This is a genomic window from Lichenicoccus roseus (assembly GCF_005844085.1).
Lineage (GTDB): Bacteria > Pseudomonadota > Alphaproteobacteria > Acetobacterales > Acetobacteraceae > Lichenicoccus > Lichenicoccus roseus.
The window spans coordinates 606,979-628,687 of record NZ_VCDI01000002.1 but is presented as its reverse complement, the minus strand read 5'-3'; the positions used below and the strand labels follow the sequence as shown (position 1 = coordinate 628,687).

Genomic DNA, 21,709 nt, shown 5'->3' with positions numbered 1-21,709 from the left:
CATGGTCGAGTTCCCGCCGCTGACCTACAGCCTGGACGGACACGACGACGACAAGCCGCACGAGGAATGCGGCGTGTTCGGCATCTGGAACGCGCACGACGCTGGCGCGATGACCGCACTCGGGCTGCATGCCCTGCAGCATCGCGGCCAGGAGGCCACCGGCATCGTCAGCTACAACGACGAGACCCGGCCCGGCGTCACCGGCTTCCATACCCACAAGGGCATGGGGCTGGTCGGCGACGTGTTCAGCGACGCGCGCATCATCGCCGGCCTGCCGGGTCACTCGGCGATCGGCCACAACCGCTACGCCACCACGGGTGCCACCATCCTGCGCAACGTGCAGCCGCTGTTCGCCGAGTTCGAATTCGGCGGCCTGGCGGTGGCGCACAACGGCAACCTCACCAACGCGCTGTCGCTGCGTCGCGCACTGGTCCGCCGCGGCTGCATCTTCCAGTCCACCACCGACAGCGAGGTGTTCATCCACCTGATCGCGATCAGCCTGTATTCGACGGTCAACGACCGGCTGATCGATGCGCTCAAGCAGGTGGTCGGCGCCTACTCGCTCACCGTGCTGACCCAGCAGGCCCTGATCGGCGTGCGCGATCCACTCGGCGTGCGGCCATTGATCCTGGGCCGCATCGCCAACGAGGCCGGTGCAGACAAGGCTGCAGGTCCGGCCTGGGTGCTGGCCAGCGAGAGCTGCGCGCTCGACATCGTTGGCGCCGAGTTCGTGCGCGACGTCGAACCCGGCGAGATCGTGGTGATAGACCATTCCGGTGTGCGATCGATCAAGCCGTTCGCGCCGAAGCGTGGCCACTTCTGCGTGTTCGAATACATCTATTTCGCACGGCCGGACTCGGTGCTGGATGGCCATGCGGTATACGACGCGCGCAAGCGCATCGGCGCCGAGCTTGCACGCGAGAGCGCCGTCGAGGCCGATGTCATCGTTCCGGTACCGGATTCCGGCGTGCCGTCGGCGATGGGCTATTCGGTGGAGAGCGGCATCCCGTTCGAGCTCGGCATCATACGCAACCACTATGTCGGCCGCACCTTCATCGAGCCGACCGACCAGATCCGCAACCTTGGCGTCAAGCTCAAGCATTCCGCCAACCGCGCCACCATCGAGGGACGCCGCGTCATCCTGGTGGACGATTCCATCGTGCGCGGCACCACCAGCCGCAAGATCGTCGAGATGGTACGCGCCGCCGGCGCCACCGAGGTGCACATGCGCATCTCGTCGCCACCGACGACGCATTCCTGCTTCTACGGCATCGACACGCCGGAGCGCAGCAAGCTGCTGGCGGCGCAGCACACCGTCGAGGAGATGGCGCATCTCATCGGCGCCGACAGCCTCGCCTTCATCTCGCTCGACGGGCTGTATCGCGCGCTCGGCCGGCCGGGGCGCGATCCCGAGCAGCCGTTCTATTGCGACGCCTGCTTCACCGGCCAGTATCCGATCAGCCTCGCCGACGTGGATGTGGATAGCCAGGCGCGGCAGACGGAACTCGTCACCTCCCGCTGAACGTGCCGCCACCGCTGCAGGACAGCGTGGCGCTGGTCACCGGCGCCAGCCGCGGCATCGGCCGGGCCGTCGCCTGCGCGCTGGCGGCCCTCGGCGCGCACTGCGTGCTGACGGCGCGCAGCCCGGGCGGCCTCGAGGAGACCGACGATCTGGTCCGGACGGCGGGCGGGGCGGGCTGCACCCTGCTGCCGCTCGATCTCGAGGACGGCGCCGCCCTCGACGGCATCGGACCGAGCCTGGCCAGCCGGTTCGGGCGGCTCGACATACTGGTGCACGCCGCGGCCACCCTCGGCGCCCTCACCCCGGTGCCGCACGCCACCGACCGCGATTTCGCGCGTAGCCTGGCGGTCAACGCCACGGCGTCATGGCGGCTGATACGCACCACGTCGCCGCTGCTGCTGGCCTCACCCGCCGGTCGCGCCGTCTTCCTCACGGACGCCCATGCACGCTCCCCGGTCGCCTACTGGGGCCTGCTCGGCGCCGGCAAGGCGGCGATGGAGAACCTGGTGCTGAGCTGGGCCGACGAGGTCGCGTCGCACCGCCGGCTGCGCGTCAACCTGTTCGATCCCGGCGCGGTGGCGACCCGGCTGCGCGCGCAGGCGATGCCGGGCGAGGATGCCTCGGGGCTTCCCCGTCCGGAGGCGGTGGCGGATGCCGTCGTGGCGCTGTGCCTGCCAGGATCCGCGCGGCATGCCGATCTGGTGACGCCGGCCACCACGTCCACTCACCCCGACCGCCCCACGCGCGCGTAGAGAACCGGCGGCACGCCGACATGGCGGGTGAAGGCGGTGCTGAAGGTGCTGGCCGAGGCGTAGCCGACCTGCTCCGCGACCACCGCCACGCCGGTGCGCTCCCGGCGCAGCAGGTCCTTGGCCAGCGTCATGCGCCAGCCCAGCAGATACTCCATCGGCGCCACGCCGACCTCGCTGCGGAAGCGCTCGAAGAAGCCTGATCGCGACAGCGCCGCCCTGCGCGCCAGCTCGCCCACCGTCCAGGCCTGGCGCGGGCGGTCATGCATCTGCCGCAGCGCCACCGCCAGCCGGTGGTCGGCGAGACCGCGCAGCAGGCCGGGCGAAGCCGCAGGACCCGCGGTACAGCGCAGCGCCTCGATGAGCACGATCTCGAGCAGCCGCGCCAGCACCATGTCGCGCCCGGGTCGGTCGGCGCGCGACTCCTCGTTCAGGACGGTGACGAGCGTGGTGAGGCGCTGCTGCCCACGAACGTGCAGGAGGTGCGGCAGCAGCGATACCAGCAGATCGGCATCATCCGAGCCGAAGGCAAAATGTCCCAGCAGAACCCGTATGTCCGGCGGCGCATCGGCGTCGCCGAGCCGGAAAGTGCCGGGGCCGGTCTCGACCGGAACGAACTCGACGCCGGCCGGGGGCGCCTCGATGCTGCGCATGGTGAAGTCGTGAGCCGCCGGCACCAGCACGAAGTCGCCGGCTTGCAGGGTAAGCGGCGCCTCGCCCGGCAACAGCAGGCGGCAGGCGCCGTCGAGCAGCACGCAGTAGAACGGGCGCCCCTCCTCGGATCGGCGCACCGACCAGGCGCCGGAGGCGCTGACGCGTTTCGAGAACGAGGCATTGGGCTGCAGCAGGCCGACGACCTGGGTAAGCGGATCGGACATTTCTGGACTTTGGCCAATGCCTGGTGGACTGCGGATCGTATCACGTCCGTGGCTGCGGCCCTACCCTGCCGACTTCCCCCTTCGACAGGAGCCCCACATGGCAACTATCCTCATCACCGGATGCTCGTCCGGCTTCGGCCTCGACATCGCCGGGCTGTTCCTCGACCGCGAATGGAGCGTGATCGCGACCATGCGCACGCCGCGCCACGACCTGCTGCCGGCTTCCGACCGGCTACGCATCCTGCCGCTCGACGTGACCGACGCCGGCAGCATCGCGCAGGCGGTGGAGACCGCCGGCCCGATCGACGTGCTGGTGAACAACGCCGGCGTCGGGATGCTCAACACCGTGGAGGAGCTGTCGATGGCCAAGGCGCGCGAGGTCTTCGAAACCAACACGTTCGGCACCATCGCGATGACCAGCGCGGTGCTGCCGCAGTTCCGCCAGCGCCGGGCCGGCGTCGTCGTCAACGTGACGTCCAGCGTCACCCTGCGCTCGCTGCCGCTGCTCTCGGTCTACACCGCCAGCAAGGCCGCGGTGAACGCATTCACGGAGTCGATGGCGCTCGAGCTCGAGCAGTTCGGCGTCCGGGTCCGGCTGGTGCTGCCGGGCCGTGCACCGGATACCGCTTTCGGTGCCAACGTCCGTGCCCGCATGGGGCTGGACATCCCGCCTGCCTACACCGACCTGGCGGCGCTTGTGTTCGCCCGGTTGCATGAGACGACCGGTGCGGTGACCCACGCGGCCGACGTTTCCGAGGCGGTGTGGCGCGCAGCCACCGATCCGGCGTGTCCGATGAAGCTGCCTGCAGGGGCGGACGCGGTGGAGTGGTTCGGGCCGGCGTCGGCGGCGGCTTGAGCCGCGAACTTCAAGGTAGCGCCGGTCCGCCACCCGCCTGGATGCCGCCTTCCATGCCCATGCCGCCATTGGCGCCGCCCGGCCCCATCCCGCCATTGCCGAGATAGTCGGGCGTCGCCGGTCCGCTATCGTGGATGATCATCGGCGCCGGCTCGGATCCCGGCGGCAGCGGGCCGCAAGCGCACAGCCCGATGGTCAGGGCAAGGCAGGCAAGGATCGCGAGCGGCATCTTCATGGCGGGACCAAGCCTCCGGCACGCTGTCCGGTTGACGGCTCGCCACCTGTTGATGACCGGAACCCGGCCCCCGCGAACCGGCGCATCACCACTTCGGCCAGCAGGCTGGCGCCGGCGCCGGTCGCGCCCGGTGCGATACTGGCGCAGCGCCGCGCATCTGCAGGCGTTCGCCGGCGCCGCCGACCGCGCGCAGCTACCAGCCTGGCGAGCCTCCCGGCGTCGCGTCGGCACCGGTGGCGATCTCAGAATCTGGCATGAGACCTCCGTCATACCCGCCGGAGCCCACGGATCCCTCTACGTGAACATTCCGCCGCGCGGTCTCGGCCGGATCGGCAGGCTGGAACCGGCCCGGAAGCCGACGGGCCTCGGCGGCGGGGCGCCTCGCCGGGGCGGGCCGGCACGCCATGCCTCAGGCCGGGTAGCCCAGCACCGCCCCCTCGACCCGCAGGGCAACGATCCGGCCGGGTTCGGGCATCGCGTAGCCCGGCACCCGCGCCGAAACCAGCTCCCCCGAATGCTGCAGCCTGATCTCGACCAGCGAGTCGTGACCGCCGAAACCCGCGCGCTCCACCACGCCGCGCGGGCCGTCGTCCGAGGCAGTGGTCTCGATCAGCCGGATCTGCTCCGGGCGTATCATGACCTCGATGCGACCATGCGCCGGCCGCAGCAGATGGAGCGATCCCAGCGCACAATGCACCCGGGCGCCGTCTGCCTCGCCCGGTAACAGCACCGCCTCGCCGATGAAGCCGGCCAGCGCGGCATCCGCCGGCTGCCGGTACAGCACGTCCGGCGTCGCCACCTGCACCATCCGGCCGCTGCGCAGCACCGCTACCTGGTGCCCGAGCGACAGCGCCTCGGCCTGGTCGTGCGTCACCAGCACCGCGGTGGCGCCGACGGCGGCGAGCGCGGCGGCCACGCTGCTGCGGGTCTCCTCGCGCAAGGCGGCATCGAGCGCGGAGAACGGCTCGTCGAGCAGCACCAGCGCCGGCGACGGTGCGAGCGCGCGCGCCAGCGCCACGCGCTGCTGCTCACCGCCGGACAGCTCGTGCGGCTGGCGGGTGGCGAACCGGGCCGGCAGCCCGACCGCCTCCAGCAGCGCCGCCGCCCGCCCGAGGTCGCGACGCAAGGCGCGCGGCAGGCCGAACAGCACGTTCCCCGCGACCGTGAGATGCGGGAACAGCGCGCCATCCTGCGCCACGTAGCCGATCCGCCGCCGATGCGCCGGCACATGCAGGCCGTCCCCCGCCAGCAGCCGGCCGCCGACACGGATGCTGCCGGCATCGGCGCGCTCGAAGCCGCACAGCAGGCGCAGCAGCGTGGTCTTGCCGCCACCCGACGCGCCCAGCACGGCGAGCAGGCTGCCGGACGGCACCTGCAGGTCGATGCCGGACAGCACCGCGCGGCCCGCGAACGACTTGCCGAGGCCTTCGACGACGAGCTCGGCGGTCTCGGCCTGGCGGAGGCTCACGACATCCCCGCGACACCGGCGCCGTACCGGCGCACCAGCAGCCAGGTCGACAGCAGCGACAGCGTCACCATCAGCGCCGCGTAGGGCGCCGCGGCGGCGAAGGCCAGCGTCGAGGTGTCCACCCAGACCTGGGTCGCCAGCGTGCGGGTGCCGATCGGCGACAGCAGCAGCGTGGTGGTGAGCTCGGTCACGGTGGAGACGAACACCAGCGCCGCCGCCGCACCCAGCCCGGGTCCGGCCACCGGCAGCAGCACGCGCCGGAAAAGTTCCGGCCAGGCGAGGCCGAGCGACCGCGCCGCCTCGTCGAGACCGCGCGGCACCTGCGCGAAGGCGGTCCGCACGCCGACCAGCGCCAGCGGCAGGAACAGGATCGAGTAGGCCACCACCAGCAGGCCGGCGCTCTGGTACAGCGGACGCAGCAGCTGCACGGCGATGCCGACCAGCGCCAGCGCCACCACGATCCCCGGCACGCCCTGGGCCAGGAAGCTGGCACGCTCGAGCGTCGTCGCGGCGCGTCCCGGATGCCGCACCGCGAGGTAGCCGAGCGGGATTGCCAGTGCGACCGTAAGGCCGGCCGCCGCCGCCCCGAAGCCGACCGAGGCGAGCGTCGCCGACACCAGGCCGGACAAGGTCGCGAGCACCGGGCTGGACGCCGCCGAACCGGGCTGGGTCAGCCAGTACAGCACCATGCCGACCGGCACGCCGATGGTCAGCGCCACCAGCAGGGCGAGCCCGGCCAGCACCGGCAGCACGGTCCAGCCCAGTCCCAGCAGGGTCGCCGGGCGGCGGGTGAAACGGGCGACGCGGGCATAGCGGCTGCGGCCACGCAGGAAGGCCTCGCCGGCCAGCAGAAGCAGGCAGCCCAGCACCAGCACGGCGGCGAGCAGCGCGGCGCCGGATCCGGCAAAGCCGGTGCGGTATTCGGCATAGATCTCGGTGGTGAAGGTCCGGTAGCGCAGCAGCGAGAACGCGCCGAACTCCACCATGACGTTAAGTGCCACCAGCAGCATGCCGCCGAACAGGGCCGGGCGAAGCTGCGGCAGCACCACGCGCCAAAAGCAGGCCGACGGGCTGCAGCCGAGGGCGCGCGCGGTCTCCTCCAGTGCCGGGTCCATGCCGCGCAGCGCGGCCGCCACCGGCAGGTAGATCAGCGGATAGTAGGCGCTGGTGACCACCAGCAGGGCACCCGCGAAATCCTGCAGCCCGTCGCTCAGGGACACCCAGGCATAGGAGGTGACGAACGGCGGGATCGCCAGCGGCACCGCCACCAGCACGGCCCAGATCCGTCGCCCGGGCAACCGCGTCCGCTCGACGCACCAGGCGACGGCGGTGCCGACCAGGGCCGCTGCCACCGTGCTCGCCGCCACCAGCGACACCGTGTTTTCCAGCAGCCGGCCGACCAGCGGCCGGAACAGCAGCCCGGCCGCTTCCCCCGGGGCGATCCATGCCGCCTGGCCCAGGATGGTCAGGATCGGCACCAGCACGAGCAGCGGCCCGATGCAGGCGGCGGCCAGCAGGAGCCCGTGCGACGGCGGCAGCAGCCTCGCGCGGGCCGCCGCCGGGATCAGAGCAGGCCGGCCTTGCGCAGCAGCGCCACCGCCTGGCTGTCGTCGCCGAGCTTCGTCCAGCCGATTCGCGGCGGCGACAGCCTGTCGAGCGGCGTCAGCGCCGGGTTGGCGGCGATGCCGGGGCGCAGCGGATATTCGAAGGTGACGTTCGAGCGGCCCAGCCCGGCCTGCACCGGAGCGCTCACCAGGTAGGCCAGGAAGCGCTGCGCGGCGGCCTGGTGCTTGCTGGTCCTGAGCACCGCGGCGCCGGACACGTTGACCAGCGCGCCGACGTCGCCGGGGGCGAATTCGTGGATCGCGCTGCGCATGCCCTTGGCGCCGTGCTCCTCGCGCAGCCGCTCCCAGTAGTAGTTGTTGACGATGCCGGTGGCGACCGAACCGCGATCCACCGCCGCCACCACGGCCTCGTCGTCGTCGAAATTCTGCGCGTTGCGCTGCAGGCCGCGCAGCCATTGCAGCGCGCCATCCTCGCCCTTCATCGCGATCACCGCGCTGACCAGCGGCAGGAAGTCGCCATCGGACGGCGCGATGCCGACGCGCCCCTTCCAGGCCGGCTGCGCGAGATCGAGCACCGAGGCGGGCAGCGCGTCGGCGGCGACCTTGGAGGCGTTGTAGGCGAGCACGTTCTGGCGGGCGAGCACGCCGAGCCAGGCACCCTGGTCGGAGCTGTAGCGCGCCGGCACCTGCGCCAGCGTCGCCCGGTCCACCGGAGCCAGCAGCCCGTGCTCGGACAGCAGCTGCAGTTCCGGGGAGTTCTCGGTGAAGTAGATGTCGGCTGACGACGCCTTGCCTTCGGTCAGCAGCTGGTTGGCCAATTCCGGCCCCTCGCCGCTGTGCACCTTCACGACGATGCCGGTCTGCGTGCGGAAGCCCTCGACAAGCTGGTCGACGGTCTGCTCGTGCTGGCCGCTGTACAGCGTCAGGGTCTCGGCGGCGTGGGACGCGGCCGGCAGCGCCAGCGCCGCCAGCATCGCGCCGAGCAGGAAGGTGCGGCGGCCGGCGGCGGGCCGGCGCGGAAGATCGTGATGCATTCGGGAACTCCGCTACGGCGCGGCCCTGGGGCCGCGCCCTCGATCGCAGGTCAGACGCTGGCGAACAGTTTCTGGCCGATGAACTCGCCGGGCGCGACGCCGCCGGGGCAGGCGAACAGCCCGCTGGCGACATGGGTCGCGTACTGGTTGAGCAGGTCGAGCCTGGACATCCGGTCGAACATGCGCGTGAAGCCGGCGCGCGGGTCCTTCTGGTAGGCGACGAACAGCAGGCCGGCATCGTATTCGAGGCCCTGGCGCCAGGGCGGCCAGCGCTCGGCGACCATGCTGAGGCCGTCGTTGTAGGAGTAGGTGCGGCGCATGATGCGCGCGCCGTCGCTCTGCGACGCGGCGCCGAGGCGGACATGCGCGTTCTCTGCGATCAGCGGATTGCCGTCGGCGTCGGTGGCGTCGAGATCGATCGGATCGTATTCGTGCTGGCCGGTCAGCGGCGCGCCGGACGCCTTGCGCCTGCCGATCACCTGCTCCTGGAAATCGAGTTCGGTGCGATCCCAGTGCTCCAGCGACAGGCGGATGCGGCGCGCCACCATGTAGCTGCCGCCGCGCATCCAGTCCGGGCCCTGGTCCACCCAGACCACGTCGTCGAAGGTGCCGTTGCCGCTCAGCTTGCCGCCCGACTTCTCGGCCATGTGGCGGGAGCCTGGGTTCTGTGTACCGTCCTTGAAGCCGAGCAGGTTGCGCGGCGTCTCGCCGGCTGGGCTGTCGGGCAGGAAGCCGGTCTGGATCCAGCGCAGCCGCGCGGTGCCGGCATGCGCGCCGGTGGCGACGGTGGCACCTGCCCGCTTGCCGCCATAGCCCATCGCGGCATCGTCGGCGGACGCCATGCGGGCGAGCTGGCGGATGGCATGGAACGCCACGAAGCTGTCGTCGGCGCAGGCCTGGATGCAAAGGTCGCCGCCGCTGCGGGCGGGATCGAGCTGGTCGCCGGCGAACACCGGCAGGTCGGCAAGTTCGGGCGGACGCTGCCGCGCCAGGCCGTACCGGTCGCGCCCGTCCAGCTCGAACAGCCCGGGCCCGAAGCCGAACGTCAGCGTCAGGCGGCGCGCCCCGAGCCCGACGGTTTCGCCGCTATCCTCCGGGGCACGGCCGGCGGTGCCGCTGAGCGGCTCGACCGGCTGGCCCGCGGTTAGCCGGGCGGCGGCGCGCGTCCAGTCCTGCAGCAGGCTCACCAGGTCGGCCGCCGAGCGGGCGGTGAGGTCGAAGCTGGCGAACACCGTGTGGATCTGCTGCGGCGTCTCGATGCCGGCCTGGTGGGCGCCGAAGAACGGCACCGTGCCGTCCGCCGTGCTGGAGCCGGCGACGGCGGAGGCGGCCGGATTGACCGAGCCCGCAGGCGCGCGGCCGAGCGGCGAGGCGAGACCCGTGCCCAGCGCAGCGCCACCGGCCAGCAGGCCGCCGGCGGCGCCGAGCAGGCCGCGACGCGAGGTCGAGAAGGGACATCCACTCATTGCTATGGTCCGGCCGGTCAGTTCGCGAGCTGCAGCGTATTTACGTCGTCCTCGACGTAATAAAAGCCGTCGCCGGACGGTGTGGCGGCGATGCCGAACAGGTCGCCGCTGCCGGGGGGCGACTGCGCCTTGTCGCTGTCGAACCATTGCGCGCCGATCTGCCGGTGACCCTTGGGGTCGATCTCGACCACCTGGCCGTTCAGCCCGTTGGTGGTCAGCAGATGGCCTCCCGGCGCCTGCACCAGGGCGAGCGGCCGGTTCAGCAGCCCGTCGCGGCTGATCTCGCGCCCCTGCCCGGCGCTGGCGGTGCGGGTCAGCGCGTCGTCGATGGCGACGATGCGGTTGCCGAGAGCGTCCGAGGCATACAGCGTACCGTCGGCATCGAGCGCGAGGCCGGTCGGGCCGATGATGAAGACGCTCTTGTCGGCCTGCTCGCCGAGCCCGTCCGCCACCACCGTCTGGCCGGTCACGCGCGGCGGCTGCCCCGGCCCGAAGGCGAGCTCGATCCGCAGGATGGTGGCGCGCTGCACCACTGGCGGGGTGCCGTCCGCCGCGCCGACGCCGAAGCCGGTGTTGCTGACGAATAGCGTGGCGCCGCCGGGATGCTCGTGCAGCGCCATGTTGCCCCACGGCCCGTCGATCTGTGCACCGGTGATGCTCGACACCAGCTTGCCGGCACTGTCGAGCACCAGCAGGCAGCCCTGGCTCTTGGTCGTGGTGGTGCCGTCCTCGCTCGGCAGCGACCCCACGATCACATAGCCGCTGGAGAGCATGGTCAACGCCGTGGTCAGGCCGACGCCGCCCGGGCATTGCGGGCCGCCCGCGGGCAGGTGGCGAGGCAGCGTCGCGAAGGTCGACAGCGAGCCGCTGTCCGGATGGTAGGCGACGATGGTGGTGCCCAGGCCCTGCAGGTTCTTCGAGTTGTTGAAGTTGCTGATCAGGACGTCGTTCCTGTGGATGCTGCCGGCGCTCACCGGCGCCACCGCGATGCCGTACGGGTTCTGGTCGCCGTTGCGCGGCACCGTGGTGGTCAGCAGGTGATGATGATGCAGGTGACCGAGCACGGAGTCTGCTTCGAGCGCATGCGCCACCAGGGATTGCGTGCAGGCCAGCAGGGCAATGGCGACGACGAACGCTCGCCTGCTCCGCTGCAATCGCTTGCGGATGATGCCCAATCTGCCGCTCCCCCAACCGCTTCCATCCGCAACTGCGAATGATGATGAGAGTCATTCTCATCTCTGGGCGGGCGTGTCAAGCGATGTCCCGAAGCGAGGACGCCCGCCCGGATGGATCGGGCGGGCGCCTGTGACTTAAGGCATGGAGCGAATGCTAGGGATTGCCGGGGCTCTGCGGCACGCCCGCCGGCGTGGCGCCCGGCGCACCCACGAAGCGGTATACCGCCGGGGTGCCGACGCCGGTGGTGTAGTTGTAGAGGCGGCCCAGGCTGCCGTTGGCGACCACGCCGTCATAACCGGGGATCCCGCGGTGGAAGACGGTGGTCGGCTGGCTCGGCACCCCGCCGGCGATCGCCTGCGCCTGCGACGCGGCGTAGATGTAGTTGTTCAGGTTGCCCATCCGCCCGAACTGCTCGACCAGCAGCGCGGTCGCACCGGCGAGCTCCGGCGACGACACGCTGGTGCCGATCAGCCCGATGAAGGCGCCGTCCGATGCGACCCAGACATAGGAGCGGTCGGTGTTGCCGTTGCCGTCGATGGCCTGGTCGCCGCCGTTGCAGGGCAGCACCGCGATGCCGCCGGGGCAGCCGCCGACCTGCATGCCGATATCCGGCACCGCCCGCTTGGTCGACGAGCCGGTGTTGGAGGCGAACTGGAACAGCGGCTTGGCAAAGAGCGTGCTGACGCCGCCGCCGGCGCCCCAGTAGCCGCCCGACACGTTCGCCCCCTCGCCGTAGATGTCGTACGGGATCTCGGGATCGGACCACGCATTCTCGCCCACATAGGTGGAGTCGAGCGAGCCGGCGGTGCTGCGGGTCACCACGTTGGTGCCGCCGACGGCGGTCACGCTGGTGTCGGCGGCGGGCACCGAGACGCCGGGGACGAAGTTGCCGGCGGTGCCATCGACCGCGTAGTTGGCGCTCGGGCATTCCAGGCCGGCCTCGTCGCCGGAACTGGCCAGGAAGCTGATCCCCTGCGCGTTGCCCTGCTCGAACAGCTCGTGTTCGGTCTGCAGGATCGAGGTGTAGTCGACGCCGCTGTTGTAGGCGGCGGTGTAGGTCAGTTCGCAGCCACCGAACGACGAGCTCACCACGTCGGCCTCGTTGGCCTCGTCGATGGCCACGTAGCCGGCGATGACGTTCTGGTCCGAGAGGTCGGGGATGTCGTACAGCACGACATGCGCACCGGGTGCGCCGGTGATGCTCTCCTCGACATCAAGCGAGGCCTCGTCGATCGAGCCGCTGGCGATCCCCTCGGCGGTGGTGGCGCCGCCGTTCACAAGCACCCGCCTGTAGAGGGCCGGGTCGGCCACACCCGCATTGGTGCTGAAGTTCTCGTGGTCGAACACCGCCTTGATGTCGCTGTCGAACACGTCGCTCGACATCAGGATGCCGATGGTGGCGCCGGTCCCGTCAAGGCGCTGGCTCTTGCCGTTCACCGTCACCTTGGTCTGGTACGACGGATACTGGTAGGCCTGCTTGAGGTCGTCGTACCAATAGCCGCCGGTGCTGCTGGTGCGGTTCTGCGGCGCGACGCCCTGGGCTCCGATCGCGGTCCGGGTCCCGGCGACTTCCCTGGCGAAGGGATGCGCGAGATGCACGGTGTGGCCGAAATCGACCACGAAGCCCCCTGCCGCGGTGACCTCCGCCGGCAGGGACGGCGAGCGCGACGCCACCAGGTGCGGCCGTCCGTTCGGCAGGGTGCCGTGCATCAGGCTGATCGACAGCGCCCGGTTGACGGCGGCGGCACTGCCGGTGACGTGCAGGCTGCGCGAATGCGCCTCCACCGCGAGGCCGCGCGCCTGCAGGCTGGTGGTCACCCTGGCCACCGTCTCGGCGCCTGGCCCGTAGGCGGCGGCGAACTGCTGCGGCGTGATCCAGTGGTGGAACTGCGTCGAGGCCGGATCGTGCTGCGCTTTCAGCAGGGCCTCCAGCCCGGCCGCATCGCGCAGCGGCAGGATGATGTCGAAGCCCACGGATTGCGCCGCATCCACCGCGGTCGACATCCGTACCGTCGCCGCCCGGCCACCGGCCGCGGTCGCAGCCATCGCCAGGCAGGTCGCGCCGGCCAGTGCCGCGACCCGTCCGAGATCCCGCATTTCCATTATTTTATCCCACCTGTCCCGGCGCGACCCTCGCCCAGGCGGGGCATGATCTCAATAGGTTCGCAGGCAAAACGGGATCACGAACCTGCAAGCTTCCGGAGCGCGAGCCGGACAGGCTGGTCCTGGGCGGCGAGGCTGGCCGCCACCGCCTCCGCCGCCCTGATCCCGTCGACCCCGGCCGACAGGATACCGCCCGCATAGCCGGCGCCCTCGCCAGCCGGGAACAGTCCGGCGACGTTCAGGCTCTGGCCGTCGGCGCCACGCGGCACCCGCACCGGCGAGGAGGTGCGCGTCTCGACGCCGGTCATCACCGCGTCGGCGAGTGCGAAGCCACGCAGGCGACGCTCGAACTGCGGCAGCGCCTCGCGGATTGCTGCCACCGCATAGCCGGGCAGGCAGGAGGCAAGGTCGGTGGGGGTGACACCCGGCTTGTAGGAAGGCACCACCGCGCCAAGGGATTGCGACGCCCGGCCGGCCAGGAAGTCGCCCACCGTCTGCGCCGGCGCGTGGTAGGTGCCACCGCCCGCGGCGAAGGCGCGCTCCTCCCAGTGCCGCTGGAAGGCGATGCCGGCGAGCGGCCCCTCGGGATCGATGCCATCGGCCGTCTCGCCCGCACTGCGGAAATCATCCGGCACCAGGCCGACCACGATGCCGGCGTTGGCGTTGCGCTCGGCGCGCGAATACTGGCTCATGCCGTTGGTCACCACCCGCCCCGGCTCGGAGGCGGCGGCCACCACGGTGCCGCCGGGACACATGCAGAAGCTGTAGACGCCGCGGCCGTTGGCGGCGTGGTGCACCAGCTTGTAGTCCGCCGCACCCAGCATCGGATGGCCGGCCTGCTGGCCGAAGCGGGCGGCGTCGATCAGCGACTGCGGATGCTCGATGCGTACGCCGATCGAAAGCGGCTTGGCCTGGAGTGCGACGCCCGCGTCATGCAGCGCGAGCATGGTGTCGCGGGCGCTGTGCCCGGTCGCCAGCACCACCTGCCGCGCCTCAACGTAACCGCCGTCCGCCAGGTGCAGCCCCTCGATACAGCGCGCCCCATGGCGGTCGGCGCCGACCGAGAAGCCGGTGACGTGGGTCTCGAAGCGATACTCGCCGCCCAGCGCCTCGATGGTGGCGCGCATGTGCTCGACCATGCTGACCAGCCGGAAGGTGCCGATATGCGGCTTGGACACCACCAGGATCTCCTCCGGCGCACCGGCACGGACGAACTCCTCCAGCACCTTGCGGCCGTAGTGCTTGGGGTCGCTTATCTGGCTGTACAGCTTGCCGTCGGAGAAGGTGCCGGCGCCGCCCTCGCCGAACTGCACGTTGCTCTCCGGCGACAGCGTGCCGCGCCGCCAGAACGCGAAGGTGTCGACGGTGCGGTTCCGGACCAGCCGGCCTCGCTCGAGGATGAGCGGCCGCAACCCAATCTGCGCCAGTACCAGCGCCGCCATCAGCCCGCATGGCCCGGTGCCGATCACCACCGGCCGGGACGCGTCGGCGGCGGGACGCGGTACGAACCGGTAGGCGACGTCCGGCGTGCGGCCGAGGCGGCTGTCGCCGGCATGCGCCGCCAGTACGGCCTCCTCGTCGTCGAGGTCGAGATCCACGCTGTAGACCAGGCTGATGGCGCCGCGCTTGCGGGCGTCATAGCCGCGCCGGGCGATGCTGTGGCTGCGCAACGCGCCGGGCGGCAGCTGCAGGCGCTGCTGCACGGCCTGCTCGACGGCGTCCGGCGCATGGTCGAGCGGCAGCTTGATCTCGGTCAGTCTCAACATGCCGGTGACATACGCAGCGGCGCCCCGGTTCGCCAGGGGATGCCGGTAGCGCGGCGCTGGAGCGCCAGGGGCCGAGTTGCTAGGATCGCGCATCTCCAGATGGCGAGGCCATGGCCCACCTGCACTCCGACACGCACCTGCACCACGACCACGATCATGATGACGATCATCATGACGACGGTCACGCGCACGATGACGGGCATGCGCACGGGGGGCACTCCCACGCAGGGCATTCGCACGGACCGGGCGGCCACAGCCATGCGCCGGCGAGTTTCGGACGGGCGTTCGCGATCGGCATCGCGCTGAACACCGCCTATGTCGGCGGCGAGGCCGTGTTCGGCCTGCTCTCGCACTCCCTCGCCCTGCTGGCCGACGCCGGTCACAATCTCGGGGACGTGCTCGGCCTGGCCGCCGCCTGGCTGGCCCAGGGGCTCGGTCGCCGGAAGCCGACCGGCCGCTTCACCTACGGCCTGCGCCGTTCATCGATCCTGTCGGCGCTCGGCAATGCCGTGGTGCTGCTGGTGGTGACCGGTGCGATCGCCTGGGAGGCAGTGCGCCGCCTGCTGCTGGCGCCGTCCACGGTTGCCGGCGAGACGGTAATGGTGGTGGCGGCCGTCGGCATCGTGGTGAACGGCCTCACCGCGCTGATGTTCGCCGCCGGCCGCAAGGGCGACCTCAACATCAGGGCGGCGTTCCAGCACATGGCGGCCGACGCGTTGCTGGCCGCCGGCGTAGTGGTGGCGGGTGCCGTGATCTGGTTCACCGGGTGGCTCTGGCTCGATCCCCTGGTCAGCCTGCTGCTCAGCGGCGTGATCGTCGCCGGCACATGGTCGGTGCTGCGCCACTCGCTGGATCTCGCGCTCGACGCGGTGCCGCCGGGGATCGACCGGATCGAGGTCGAGATCTACCTCCGGCAACTGCCCGGCGTGGTGGATCTGCACGACCTGCACATCTGGGGCATGTCCACCACCGAGACCGCGCTGACCGCGCATCTGGTGCGCCCGGGTGCCGCCCTCGACGACGCCATGCTGCGCCAGGCCGCCGCCGACCTGCGCCGCCGCTTCGGCATCGGCCACGCCACCTTCCAGGTCGAGCAGGACACCGACGGACGCTGCACCCTGGCGGTGGCCGGCAGCGTCTAGGGCGACCCACTACTCCCCGGGGGACGCAACCAGGATCAGGCCGCGCAGCCGCTCGACGGTGACGCGCTCCGGCTTCGCGGTGCCGGGCACCGTGACGGCGGCGGCGCCGGCGGCGATCCCCCAGGCGAAGGCGTCCTCCGGCGCACGTCCATCGGCGAGTGCCATCACCATGCCGGCAAGGAAGCTGTCGCCGGCGCCGACGGTACCGTTGACCACCACATCCAGCGCCGGAAGTCGAAGGGTGCCGTGCTCCGAGGCCAGCACCGCGCCGTTCTCGCCAAGCGTCAGCGCGACCAGGCGGGCGCGGCCGCTCCGCACGATCTCCATCGCGGCGGCCTCCTGCGCGGCAGCGTCAGGCAGACGGCGGCCGACCACGCTCTCGAGCTCGGTCAGGCTCGACTTCACCAGCTCGACGCCACCCTCGGCCAGCCCCGCGCGCAACGCCGGCCCCGAGGTGTCGAGCACGAAGCGCATCGCCCGGCGCCGGGCCACCTGGCCGAGTTGCGCATAGAAATTCTCCGGCGTGCCGGGCGGCAGGCTGCCGCTGGCGATCAGCCAGCCGGCCTCGACGTGGCCGGCGGCGTCGAGCATCGCGGTCCAGTCCGCCTCGACCAGCGTCGGGCCCGGCGCGATGAAGCGGTACTCGTGCCCGGTCGAGGCATCGGTGACGGTGTGGCTGGTGCGCGTGCGGCCAGGGATCTGCACGATGCGGTGCGGCATGCCGCGCTCCTGCAGCAGCTCCTCGAGCAGCCGGCCGCTGGACCCGCCGGCCATCACCAGCGCCAGCGACTGCCCGCCGAGTGCATGCATCACGCCCGCCACATTGACGCCGCCGCCGCCCGGATCCTGCCGCTCGGCGAAGGTGCGGAGCTTGTGCGTCGGCCGCACGCTCTGCGCCTGCGAGGCGATGTCGATGGTCGGGTTCATCGTGACGGTGGCGATCAGGGGCAGGGTCGTGAATGGCGGCATGCACGGCACTCGGAGCGATTGCCGTCATCATGACGCGCCCGGCGACAATTGGAAGTCAGCCTCGTTGCAACCGGTCCGGCGGCGGAACGCCCGTCAGAACAGCGCCATCTGCGCCGGCACCGCGGCACGCACCCTGGACGCGGCCGCAGGATCAATCGGCACCAGGAACTGCGAGCTGTCCAGCGGCTGCCGCCCGGTCAGGCCGAGCTTGCCGGCGATGCGCCGGAAGCGTTGCGCCAGCATGTCGGCATAGACCCCCTGGCCGCGGAAGCGGTGGCCGAATCGGCTGTCGTTGAGCGCGCCGGCGCGGGTCTCGCGCACCAGGTTGAGAACGTGCCGCGCCCGCTGCGGATAATGCTGGTGCAGCCAGGTCTCGAACATCTGGCGCAGCTCGAGGGGCAGCCGCAGCAGCACGTAGCTCGCATCGGTGGCGCCCGCGGCGGCGGCGGCCTCCAGGATACGTTCCAGCTCGGCGTCGTTGAGGCCGGGGATCATCGGCGCCGCCAGCACGCCGGCCGGAACGCCCGCCGCATGCAGCCCGGCGATCGCCGCCAGGCGACGCTGCGGCGTGGCCGCGCGCGGCTCCATGCGACGCGCCAGCTCGGGATCGAGGGTGGTGACAGACAGCCAGACGCGCACCAGCCCGCGTCCGGCCATCCGCGCCAGGATATCGGTGTCGCGAAGCACGCCGGCGGACTTGGTGACGATGGTGACCGGATGGCCGAACCGCTCCAGCACCTCAAGCACCGCACGGGTCAGCGCCAGGGTGCGCTCGACCGGCTGGTACGGGTCGGTGTTGGAGCCGAGCTGCATGGTGTTGGCGACATAGCCCGGCCTGCGCAGCTCGCGTTCCAGCAGCCGCGCGATGTCTGGCTTGAAGGTCAGCCGGCTTTCGAAATCCAGCCCCGGGGAGAGCCCGAGATAGGCGTGGCTGGGACGGGCATAGCAATAGACGCAGCCATGTTCGCAGCCGCGATAGACGTTGACCGCGCGATCGAAGCCGAGATCCGGGCTCTCGTTCCAGGAGATCGCGCTGCGGCTGGCATCGCGCGTCAACGAGGTGGGGATGGAAGGCGGCGCAAGGCTCTCGGCGGCGATGCTCTCCCAGCCATCGTCGAACGGGGCCGACCCGTAGCGGTCGAACCGGTTGCCGACGTTGTCCGAGACGCCGCGGCCACGACGCAACGCCGGCACGGCGTCGGATTGCGGCCCGGCTTCAGGTTCGGCATCGAGGTTTCGCTGCATCGGCGGGTCCCCTGCAATGGGCGTCGGACAATCCGGAACATGGACCGAAGCCGCCCCCATGGCAAGAACGAAACATGAACTTGATTTGCCTGTTGCTGATTCCTCGCCGTGCGGGGCATGCGGGCGGCGGAAGCATCTCGCCCAAATGCGCCGCGCGGGATACAGCGCACGACGATGCAGGCCAGTCCCCTCAAGACCCTGCGCCGGATGCAGCGCCGCGCCCGGCACACGCGCGTGTTTTCACGCCAGCACGCCGGCCGGCGCGTGACCTACTGGCTTGGCGGAATCCTGGTCGGACTGATCGCGGTCGGCTTCGCCGGCGTCGCCGACTTCGTCGACCTGCAGCGCCGCCACCTGATTGCCGCCGCCGGGGGCTGGATCATGCTGCTGCTCGCGCCGTCCGGCCTGGCGCTGTCGATCTGGCTGACCCGCCGCTACGCCCCGGGAGCCCGGGGCAGCGGCATCCCGCAGGTGATCGCCACGCTGCACATGACGGAGCCGGGCCAGATCGACGATGTGCTGTCATGGCGGAACGCGGTCGGCAAGGTCGGCCTTACACTGCTCGGCCTGTTCTGCGGCGCCTCGATCGGGCGCGAGGGGCCGACGGTGCAGGTCGGCGCCACCCTGATGCACCTGCTCGGCCGCCGGCTCGGCGTCGTCGACGGCGCCGCCCGGCGCGCCCTGATCCTGGCCGGCGGCGCCGCAGGGATCTCCGCCGCCTTCAACACGCCATTGGCCGGCATCGTATTCGCGATCGAGGAGCTCAGCCACTCGTTCCAGAGCCGCACCAGCGGCACCATGCTGACGGCGGTGATCCTGTCCGGCCTCACCAGCCTCGCCATCCTCGGCAACTACACCTACTTCGGCCATGCCGGCGCCACCCTGCCGGTCGGCACCGCCTGGATCGCTGCGCCGCTCTGCGCGGTGGCGGGCGGCATCGCCGGCGGCAGCTTCAGCGCCCTGCTGGTGCGCATGTCGGGCGGGATCCCGGGCCGGGCGGGACGGCTGGCGGCGGCCCATCCGGTGCTGTTCGCCGCATCCTGCGGACTGCTGATCGCCGCCCTCGGGCTGGCCTCCGGCGGCCTGACCTACGGCACCGGCTACGCACAGGCGCGGCACATCGTCGACGGCGACGCGCACCTGCCGGCGGGATTCTTCGCGCTGAAGTTTGCCGCCTCGCTGATCTCGTACTGTTCGGGCATCCCGGGCGGCATCTTCGCCCCGTCGCTCGCCATCGGCGCCGGCATCGGCGGCTGGGTCGCGCATCTGCTGCCGCACGCTGCCCCCGGCATGGTGGTGCTGCTCGGCATGGCCGCGTATTTCTCCGCCGTAGTGCAGGCGCCGCTGACCGCGACCGTCATCGTGATGGAGATGACCGACAACCAGCAGGTCACCGTCGCCCTCCTGGCCACCTCCTTCCTGGCCTTCGGGATCTCCCGCCTGATCTGTCGCCGTCCGCTCTACGGCGCCCTCGCCCGGCACTTCCTGCGATCGCTCGCCCTCGCACGCAACCCGGGCGATGCGCCGACCTTAGGATCCGGAGAGCCGCCGCGGCATGATGCCAGGCCCGCCGGGTCCCAGCTTCCCCCAACGCGGCCTCCGGCCGCTCCGCACACGCCATGATGAGAGCCATGCCAGCTTCCGCGCTTCCGGAAGATCCCGCCCTGCGCCGGCATGTGCGGGAGACCGCGGCACATCGGGGGGACCGCGTCCGATGAGCCGCGACGATGACGCGATGTTCCAGGTGATCGATGCGGTCCCTGCCCTGGTCAGCGTCTGCGACGCCGACGGACGCTACGTGTTCGTCAATGCGCTGCATGCACGCCTTGCCGGCACGCATCCGGCCGCACTGGCCGGCCTGCGCCCTTCCGATGCCTTCGGCGAGGCGTATGAGAGCCGCCACCTGCCGCTGGACCGGCTGGTGCTGCGCACCGGCAACGCGCTGCCCAGCTTCGAGGAGGAGATCAGCGACCGCACCAACACCGTGCGCATCCTGCTCACCACCAAGACGCCGTTCCGCCCTCCCGTCCCCGGCGGAGGCGGAAGCCAGCCGCTCTGCATCCTGACCACCTCGCTCGACATCACCGAGCGGCGGCGTGCCGAGGCGCGGCTTACCCAGCTCGCCACCCACGACTCCCTGACCGGGCTCGCCAACCGACTGCTGCTGCGCTCCCGGCTGGAACGCCGGCTGGAGCAGCCGCGCAGCCGCACCACCTGCGCGGTGCTTTTCCTCGATCTCGATTTCTTCAAGCTGGCCAATGACCAGATCGGCCACGAGCAGGGCGACGCGCTGCTCTGCGAGGTGGCGCGACGGCTGGAAAAGGCGGTCGGCCCGGGCGACCTGGTTGCGCGCCTCGGCGCCGACGAGTTCGCCATCCTGCAGAGCATCCCCCAGCGTCCGGTGGATGCCGCCCCGGTCACCGTCCCCCCCGACTTTGCCACCCCCGACTCCGCCACCCCCGCTGCAGCAGCCGCACAGCCCGATGCCACCGAGAGCACGCCGAGCACGGTGCTGGCGCAGCGCGTGCTGCACCTGCTCGAAGCGCCGTTCCAGTGCGGCGGCGAAGCGGTGCACATCACCTGCAGCATCGGCATCGCGCTGCATCCGCAGGATGGCGCCACCGCCGGGGAGCTGCTGCGCAGCGCGGAGCTCGCCATGCACGGCGCCAAGTCCGACGGCCGCGCCTGCTGGCGGCTCTGCGTGCCGAACCTGAGCGAGCAGGCCGATCTCGCGGCCCGGCTGCGCACCGACCTGCGCGAGGCGCTGGAGCGTGGCGAGTTCGTGGTGCACTACCAGCCGCAGGTGGCGCTCTCCACCGGCCACATCGCCGGCGTCGAGGCGCTGCTGCGCTGGAACCGCCCCGGTGTGGGGCTGCTGCGTCCAGGCGACTTCCTGCAGGGCGCCAACGAAGCCGGGCTGACCGATGCGATCGACCGCTGGGTGCTGCAGCAGGCCTGCCAGGATGCCGCCGACTGGCACGCGATGGGGCTGCCGCGGGTGCGGCTCGGCATCAACCTGTCGCCACGCATCCTCGGCAGCGGCCAGGCACTGGATCTCGTCACCGAGACACTGGCGATCACCGGCCTGGAGCCGACGCTGCTGGAACTGGAGTTGACCGAGGGCGACCTGGTCGAGGATTTCGAAGCCGCCGGGGAGATGCTCGGATCGTTGCGCCAGCTCGGGGTCGCCATCGCCATCGACGATTTCGGCATGGGCTATTCGTCGCTGAACTACGTGAAGAGCTTCCCGGTCGACCGGCTCAAGATCGACCAGTCCTTCGTGCGCGACCTGGAGACCGAGGGCCAGGACGCCGCCATCGTGCATGCCATCATCGCCCTCGGCCACAGCCTGGGCCTGAGCATCGTGGCCGAAGGGGTCGAGACCGTCGGCCAGCTCAGCCTGCTGATGAACGACGGCTGCGACGAGATCCAGGGCTACTATTTCAGCGAGCCGCTGCCGCGCGGCGAGCTCGAGGACATCCTGCGGCGGGAGCAGGTGCTCGCCGGTCCGATGCCGGTGGAGCCCCTCTAGCAG

17 protein-coding genes and 2 pseudogenes are annotated in these 21,709 nt (G+C 71.2%); 8 read left to right on the top strand and 11 right to left on the bottom strand.

Going from position 1 to position 21,709, the window contains the following annotated elements; genetic code table 11:
* The first annotated feature begins 1 nt into the window (after position 1).
* A complete protein-coding gene (purF, locus tag FE263_RS08235) occupies positions 2-1,522 on the top strand; it encodes an amidophosphoribosyltransferase (protein WP_138325454.1) in 1,521 nt (506 codons plus the stop codon).
* A 2-nt stretch (positions 1,523-1,524) separates the two neighbouring features.
* The gene (locus FE263_RS08230) at positions 1,525-2,274 is read left to right on the top strand and encodes an SDR family NAD(P)-dependent oxidoreductase (protein ID WP_138325453.1); all 750 of its coding nucleotides are present in this window, start codon (positions 1,525-1,527) and stop codon (positions 2,272-2,274) included.
* On the opposite strand, the gene FE263_RS08225 is transcribed toward FE263_RS08230, so the two are convergent.
* Positions 2,247-3,149, bottom strand: coding sequence for an AraC family transcriptional regulator (locus FE263_RS08225; protein ID WP_138325452.1), 903 nt, complete (start codon positions 3,147-3,149; stop codon positions 2,247-2,249). The genes FE263_RS08230 and FE263_RS08225 overlap by 28 nt on opposite strands.
* Before the next feature lie 97 nt (positions 3,150-3,246).
* On the opposite strand from FE263_RS08225, the gene FE263_RS08220 reads away from it, so the two are divergent.
* The gene (locus FE263_RS08220; protein ID WP_138325451.1) at positions 3,247-4,005 is read left to right on the top strand and encodes an SDR family NAD(P)-dependent oxidoreductase; all 759 of its coding nucleotides are present in this window, start codon (positions 3,247-3,249) and stop codon (positions 4,003-4,005) included.
* Between the two features lie 10 nt (positions 4,006-4,015).
* On the opposite strand, the gene FE263_RS08215 is transcribed toward FE263_RS08220, so the two are convergent.
* Positions 4,016-4,240 (bottom strand): hypothetical protein, encoded by a 225-nt coding sequence (locus FE263_RS08215; protein WP_138325450.1) that lies wholly within the window; start codon positions 4,238-4,240, stop codon positions 4,016-4,018.
* On the opposite strand from FE263_RS08215, the pseudogene FE263_RS22910 reads away from it, so the two are divergent.
* A pseudogene (locus FE263_RS22910) lies at positions 4,140-4,550 on the top strand (monooxygenase family protein); the annotation flags it as partial. The gene FE263_RS08215 and the pseudogene FE263_RS22910 sit on opposite strands and share 101 nt — an antisense overlap.
* Before the next feature lie 99 nt (positions 4,551-4,649).
* Here FE263_RS22910 and FE263_RS08205 read toward each other — a convergent pair.
* The 7 genes from FE263_RS08205 to FE263_RS08175 form a co-directional block, all read right to left on the bottom strand.
* Positions 4,650-5,708 carry an ABC transporter ATP-binding protein gene (locus FE263_RS08205; protein WP_138325449.1) on the bottom strand — a complete coding sequence of 353 codons (1,059 nt, stop codon included), beginning with the start codon at positions 5,706-5,708 and terminating at the stop codon, positions 4,650-4,652.
* Positions 5,705-7,192 carry an ABC transporter permease gene (locus tag FE263_RS08200; protein ID WP_205880308.1) on the bottom strand — a complete coding sequence of 496 codons (1,488 nt, stop codon included), beginning with the start codon at positions 7,190-7,192 and terminating at the stop codon, positions 5,705-5,707. Before FE263_RS08200 ends, FE263_RS08205 begins: the two co-directional genes overlap by 4 nt.
* Before the next feature lie 80 nt (positions 7,193-7,272).
* Positions 7,273-8,307, bottom strand: a complete 1,035-nt coding sequence (locus FE263_RS08195; protein WP_138325448.1) for an iron ABC transporter substrate-binding protein — start codon at positions 8,305-8,307, stop codon at positions 7,273-7,275.
* A gap of 50 nt (positions 8,308-8,357) precedes the next feature.
* On the bottom strand, positions 8,358-9,773 hold the full coding sequence (locus tag FE263_RS08190; protein WP_138325447.1) for a Dyp-type peroxidase: 1,416 nt from the start codon (positions 9,771-9,773) through the stop codon (positions 8,358-8,360).
* 17 nt (positions 9,774-9,790) lie between these two features.
* Positions 9,791-10,948 (bottom strand): NHL repeat-containing protein, encoded by a 1,158-nt coding sequence (locus FE263_RS08185; protein WP_240759206.1) that lies wholly within the window; start codon positions 10,946-10,948, stop codon positions 9,791-9,793.
* Between the two features lie 154 nt (positions 10,949-11,102).
* Complete coding sequence (locus FE263_RS08180; RefSeq protein ID WP_138325446.1) at positions 11,103-13,052, bottom strand: S53 family peptidase; 1,950 nt, start codon at positions 13,050-13,052, stop codon at positions 11,103-11,105.
* A 77-nt stretch (positions 13,053-13,129) separates the two neighbouring features.
* Complete coding sequence (locus tag FE263_RS08175) at positions 13,130-14,818, bottom strand: NAD(P)/FAD-dependent oxidoreductase (RefSeq protein ID WP_138325445.1); 1,689 nt, start codon at positions 14,816-14,818, stop codon at positions 13,130-13,132.
* Between the two features lie 110 nt (positions 14,819-14,928).
* On the opposite strand from FE263_RS08175, the gene FE263_RS08170 reads away from it, so the two are divergent.
* Positions 14,929-15,960 carry a cation diffusion facilitator family transporter gene (locus FE263_RS08170; protein WP_138325444.1) on the top strand — a complete coding sequence of 344 codons (1,032 nt, stop codon included), beginning with the start codon at positions 14,929-14,931 and terminating at the stop codon, positions 15,958-15,960.
* Between the two features lie 9 nt (positions 15,961-15,969).
* Here the strand turns inward: FE263_RS08170 and FE263_RS08165 are convergent, their stop codons facing one another.
* Both FE263_RS08165 and FE263_RS08160 read right to left on the bottom strand, forming a co-directional pair.
* Positions 15,970-16,929, bottom strand: coding sequence for a 1-phosphofructokinase family hexose kinase (locus tag FE263_RS08165; RefSeq protein WP_138325443.1), 960 nt, complete (start codon positions 16,927-16,929; stop codon positions 15,970-15,972).
* Between the two features lie 93 nt (positions 16,930-17,022).
* The gene (locus FE263_RS08160; RefSeq protein WP_138325442.1) at positions 17,023-18,174 is read right to left on the bottom strand and encodes a PA0069 family radical SAM protein; all 1,152 of its coding nucleotides are present in this window, start codon (positions 18,172-18,174) and stop codon (positions 17,023-17,025) included.
* Positions 18,175-18,348: 174 nt separating this feature from the next.
* On the opposite strand from FE263_RS08160, the gene FE263_RS08155 reads away from it, so the two are divergent.
* The 3 genes and pseudogenes from FE263_RS08155 (at position 18,349) to FE263_RS08150 (ending at position 21,706) form a co-directional block, all read left to right on the top strand.
* Positions 18,349-19,797, top strand: coding sequence for a chloride channel protein (locus tag FE263_RS08155; protein ID WP_171034001.1), 1,449 nt, complete (start codon positions 18,349-18,351; stop codon positions 19,795-19,797).
* Positions 19,730-20,260: pseudogene (locus FE263_RS22905) on the top strand (PAS domain-containing protein); the annotation flags it as partial. The gene FE263_RS08155 and the pseudogene FE263_RS22905, both read left to right, overlap by 68 nt.
* Positions 20,234-21,706: a putative bifunctional diguanylate cyclase/phosphodiesterase gene (locus tag FE263_RS08150; RefSeq protein WP_408886175.1), complete on the top strand. Its 1,473-nt coding sequence runs from the start codon at positions 20,234-20,236 to the stop codon at positions 21,704-21,706. The pseudogene FE263_RS22905 and the gene FE263_RS08150, both read left to right, overlap by 27 nt.
* Positions 21,707-21,709 lie beyond the last annotated feature (3 nt).

Coding starts and splice junctions, on each gene's coding strand:
- FE263_RS08225 (WP_138325452.1), bottom strand. CDS start 3,149: ATGTCCGATCCGCTTACCCAGGTCGTCGGCCTGCTGCAGCCCAATGCC.
- FE263_RS08170 (WP_138325444.1), top strand. CDS start 14,929: ATGGCCCACCTGCACTCCGACACGCACCTGCACCACGACCACGATCAT.
- FE263_RS08220 (WP_138325451.1), top strand. CDS start 3,247: ATGGCAACTATCCTCATCACCGGATGCTCGTCCGGCTTCGGCCTCGAC.
- FE263_RS08160 (WP_138325442.1), bottom strand. CDS start 18,174: ATGCAGCGAAACCTCGATGCCGAACCTGAAGCCGGGCCGCAATCCGAC.
- FE263_RS08180 (WP_138325446.1), bottom strand. CDS start 13,052: ATGGAAATGCGGGATCTCGGACGGGTCGCGGCACTGGCCGGCGCGACC.
- FE263_RS08190 (WP_138325447.1), bottom strand. CDS start 9,773: ATGAGTGGATGTCCCTTCTCGACCTCGCGTCGCGGCCTGCTCGGCGCC.
- FE263_RS08215 (WP_138325450.1), bottom strand. CDS start 4,240: ATGAAGATGCCGCTCGCGATCCTTGCCTGCCTTGCCCTGACCATCGGG.
- FE263_RS08195 (WP_138325448.1), bottom strand. CDS start 8,307: ATGCATCACGATCTTCCGCGCCGGCCCGCCGCCGGCCGCCGCACCTTC.
- FE263_RS08175 (WP_138325445.1), bottom strand. CDS start 14,818: ATGTTGAGACTGACCGAGATCAAGCTGCCGCTCGACCATGCGCCGGAC.
- FE263_RS08165 (WP_138325443.1), bottom strand. CDS start 16,929: ATGCCGCCATTCACGACCCTGCCCCTGATCGCCACCGTCACGATGAAC.
- FE263_RS08155 (WP_171034001.1), top strand. CDS start 18,349: ATGCAGGCCAGTCCCCTCAAGACCCTGCGCCGGATGCAGCGCCGCGCC.
- purF (WP_138325454.1), top strand. CDS start 2: ATGGTCGAGTTCCCGCCGCTGACCTACAGCCTGGACGGACACGACGAC.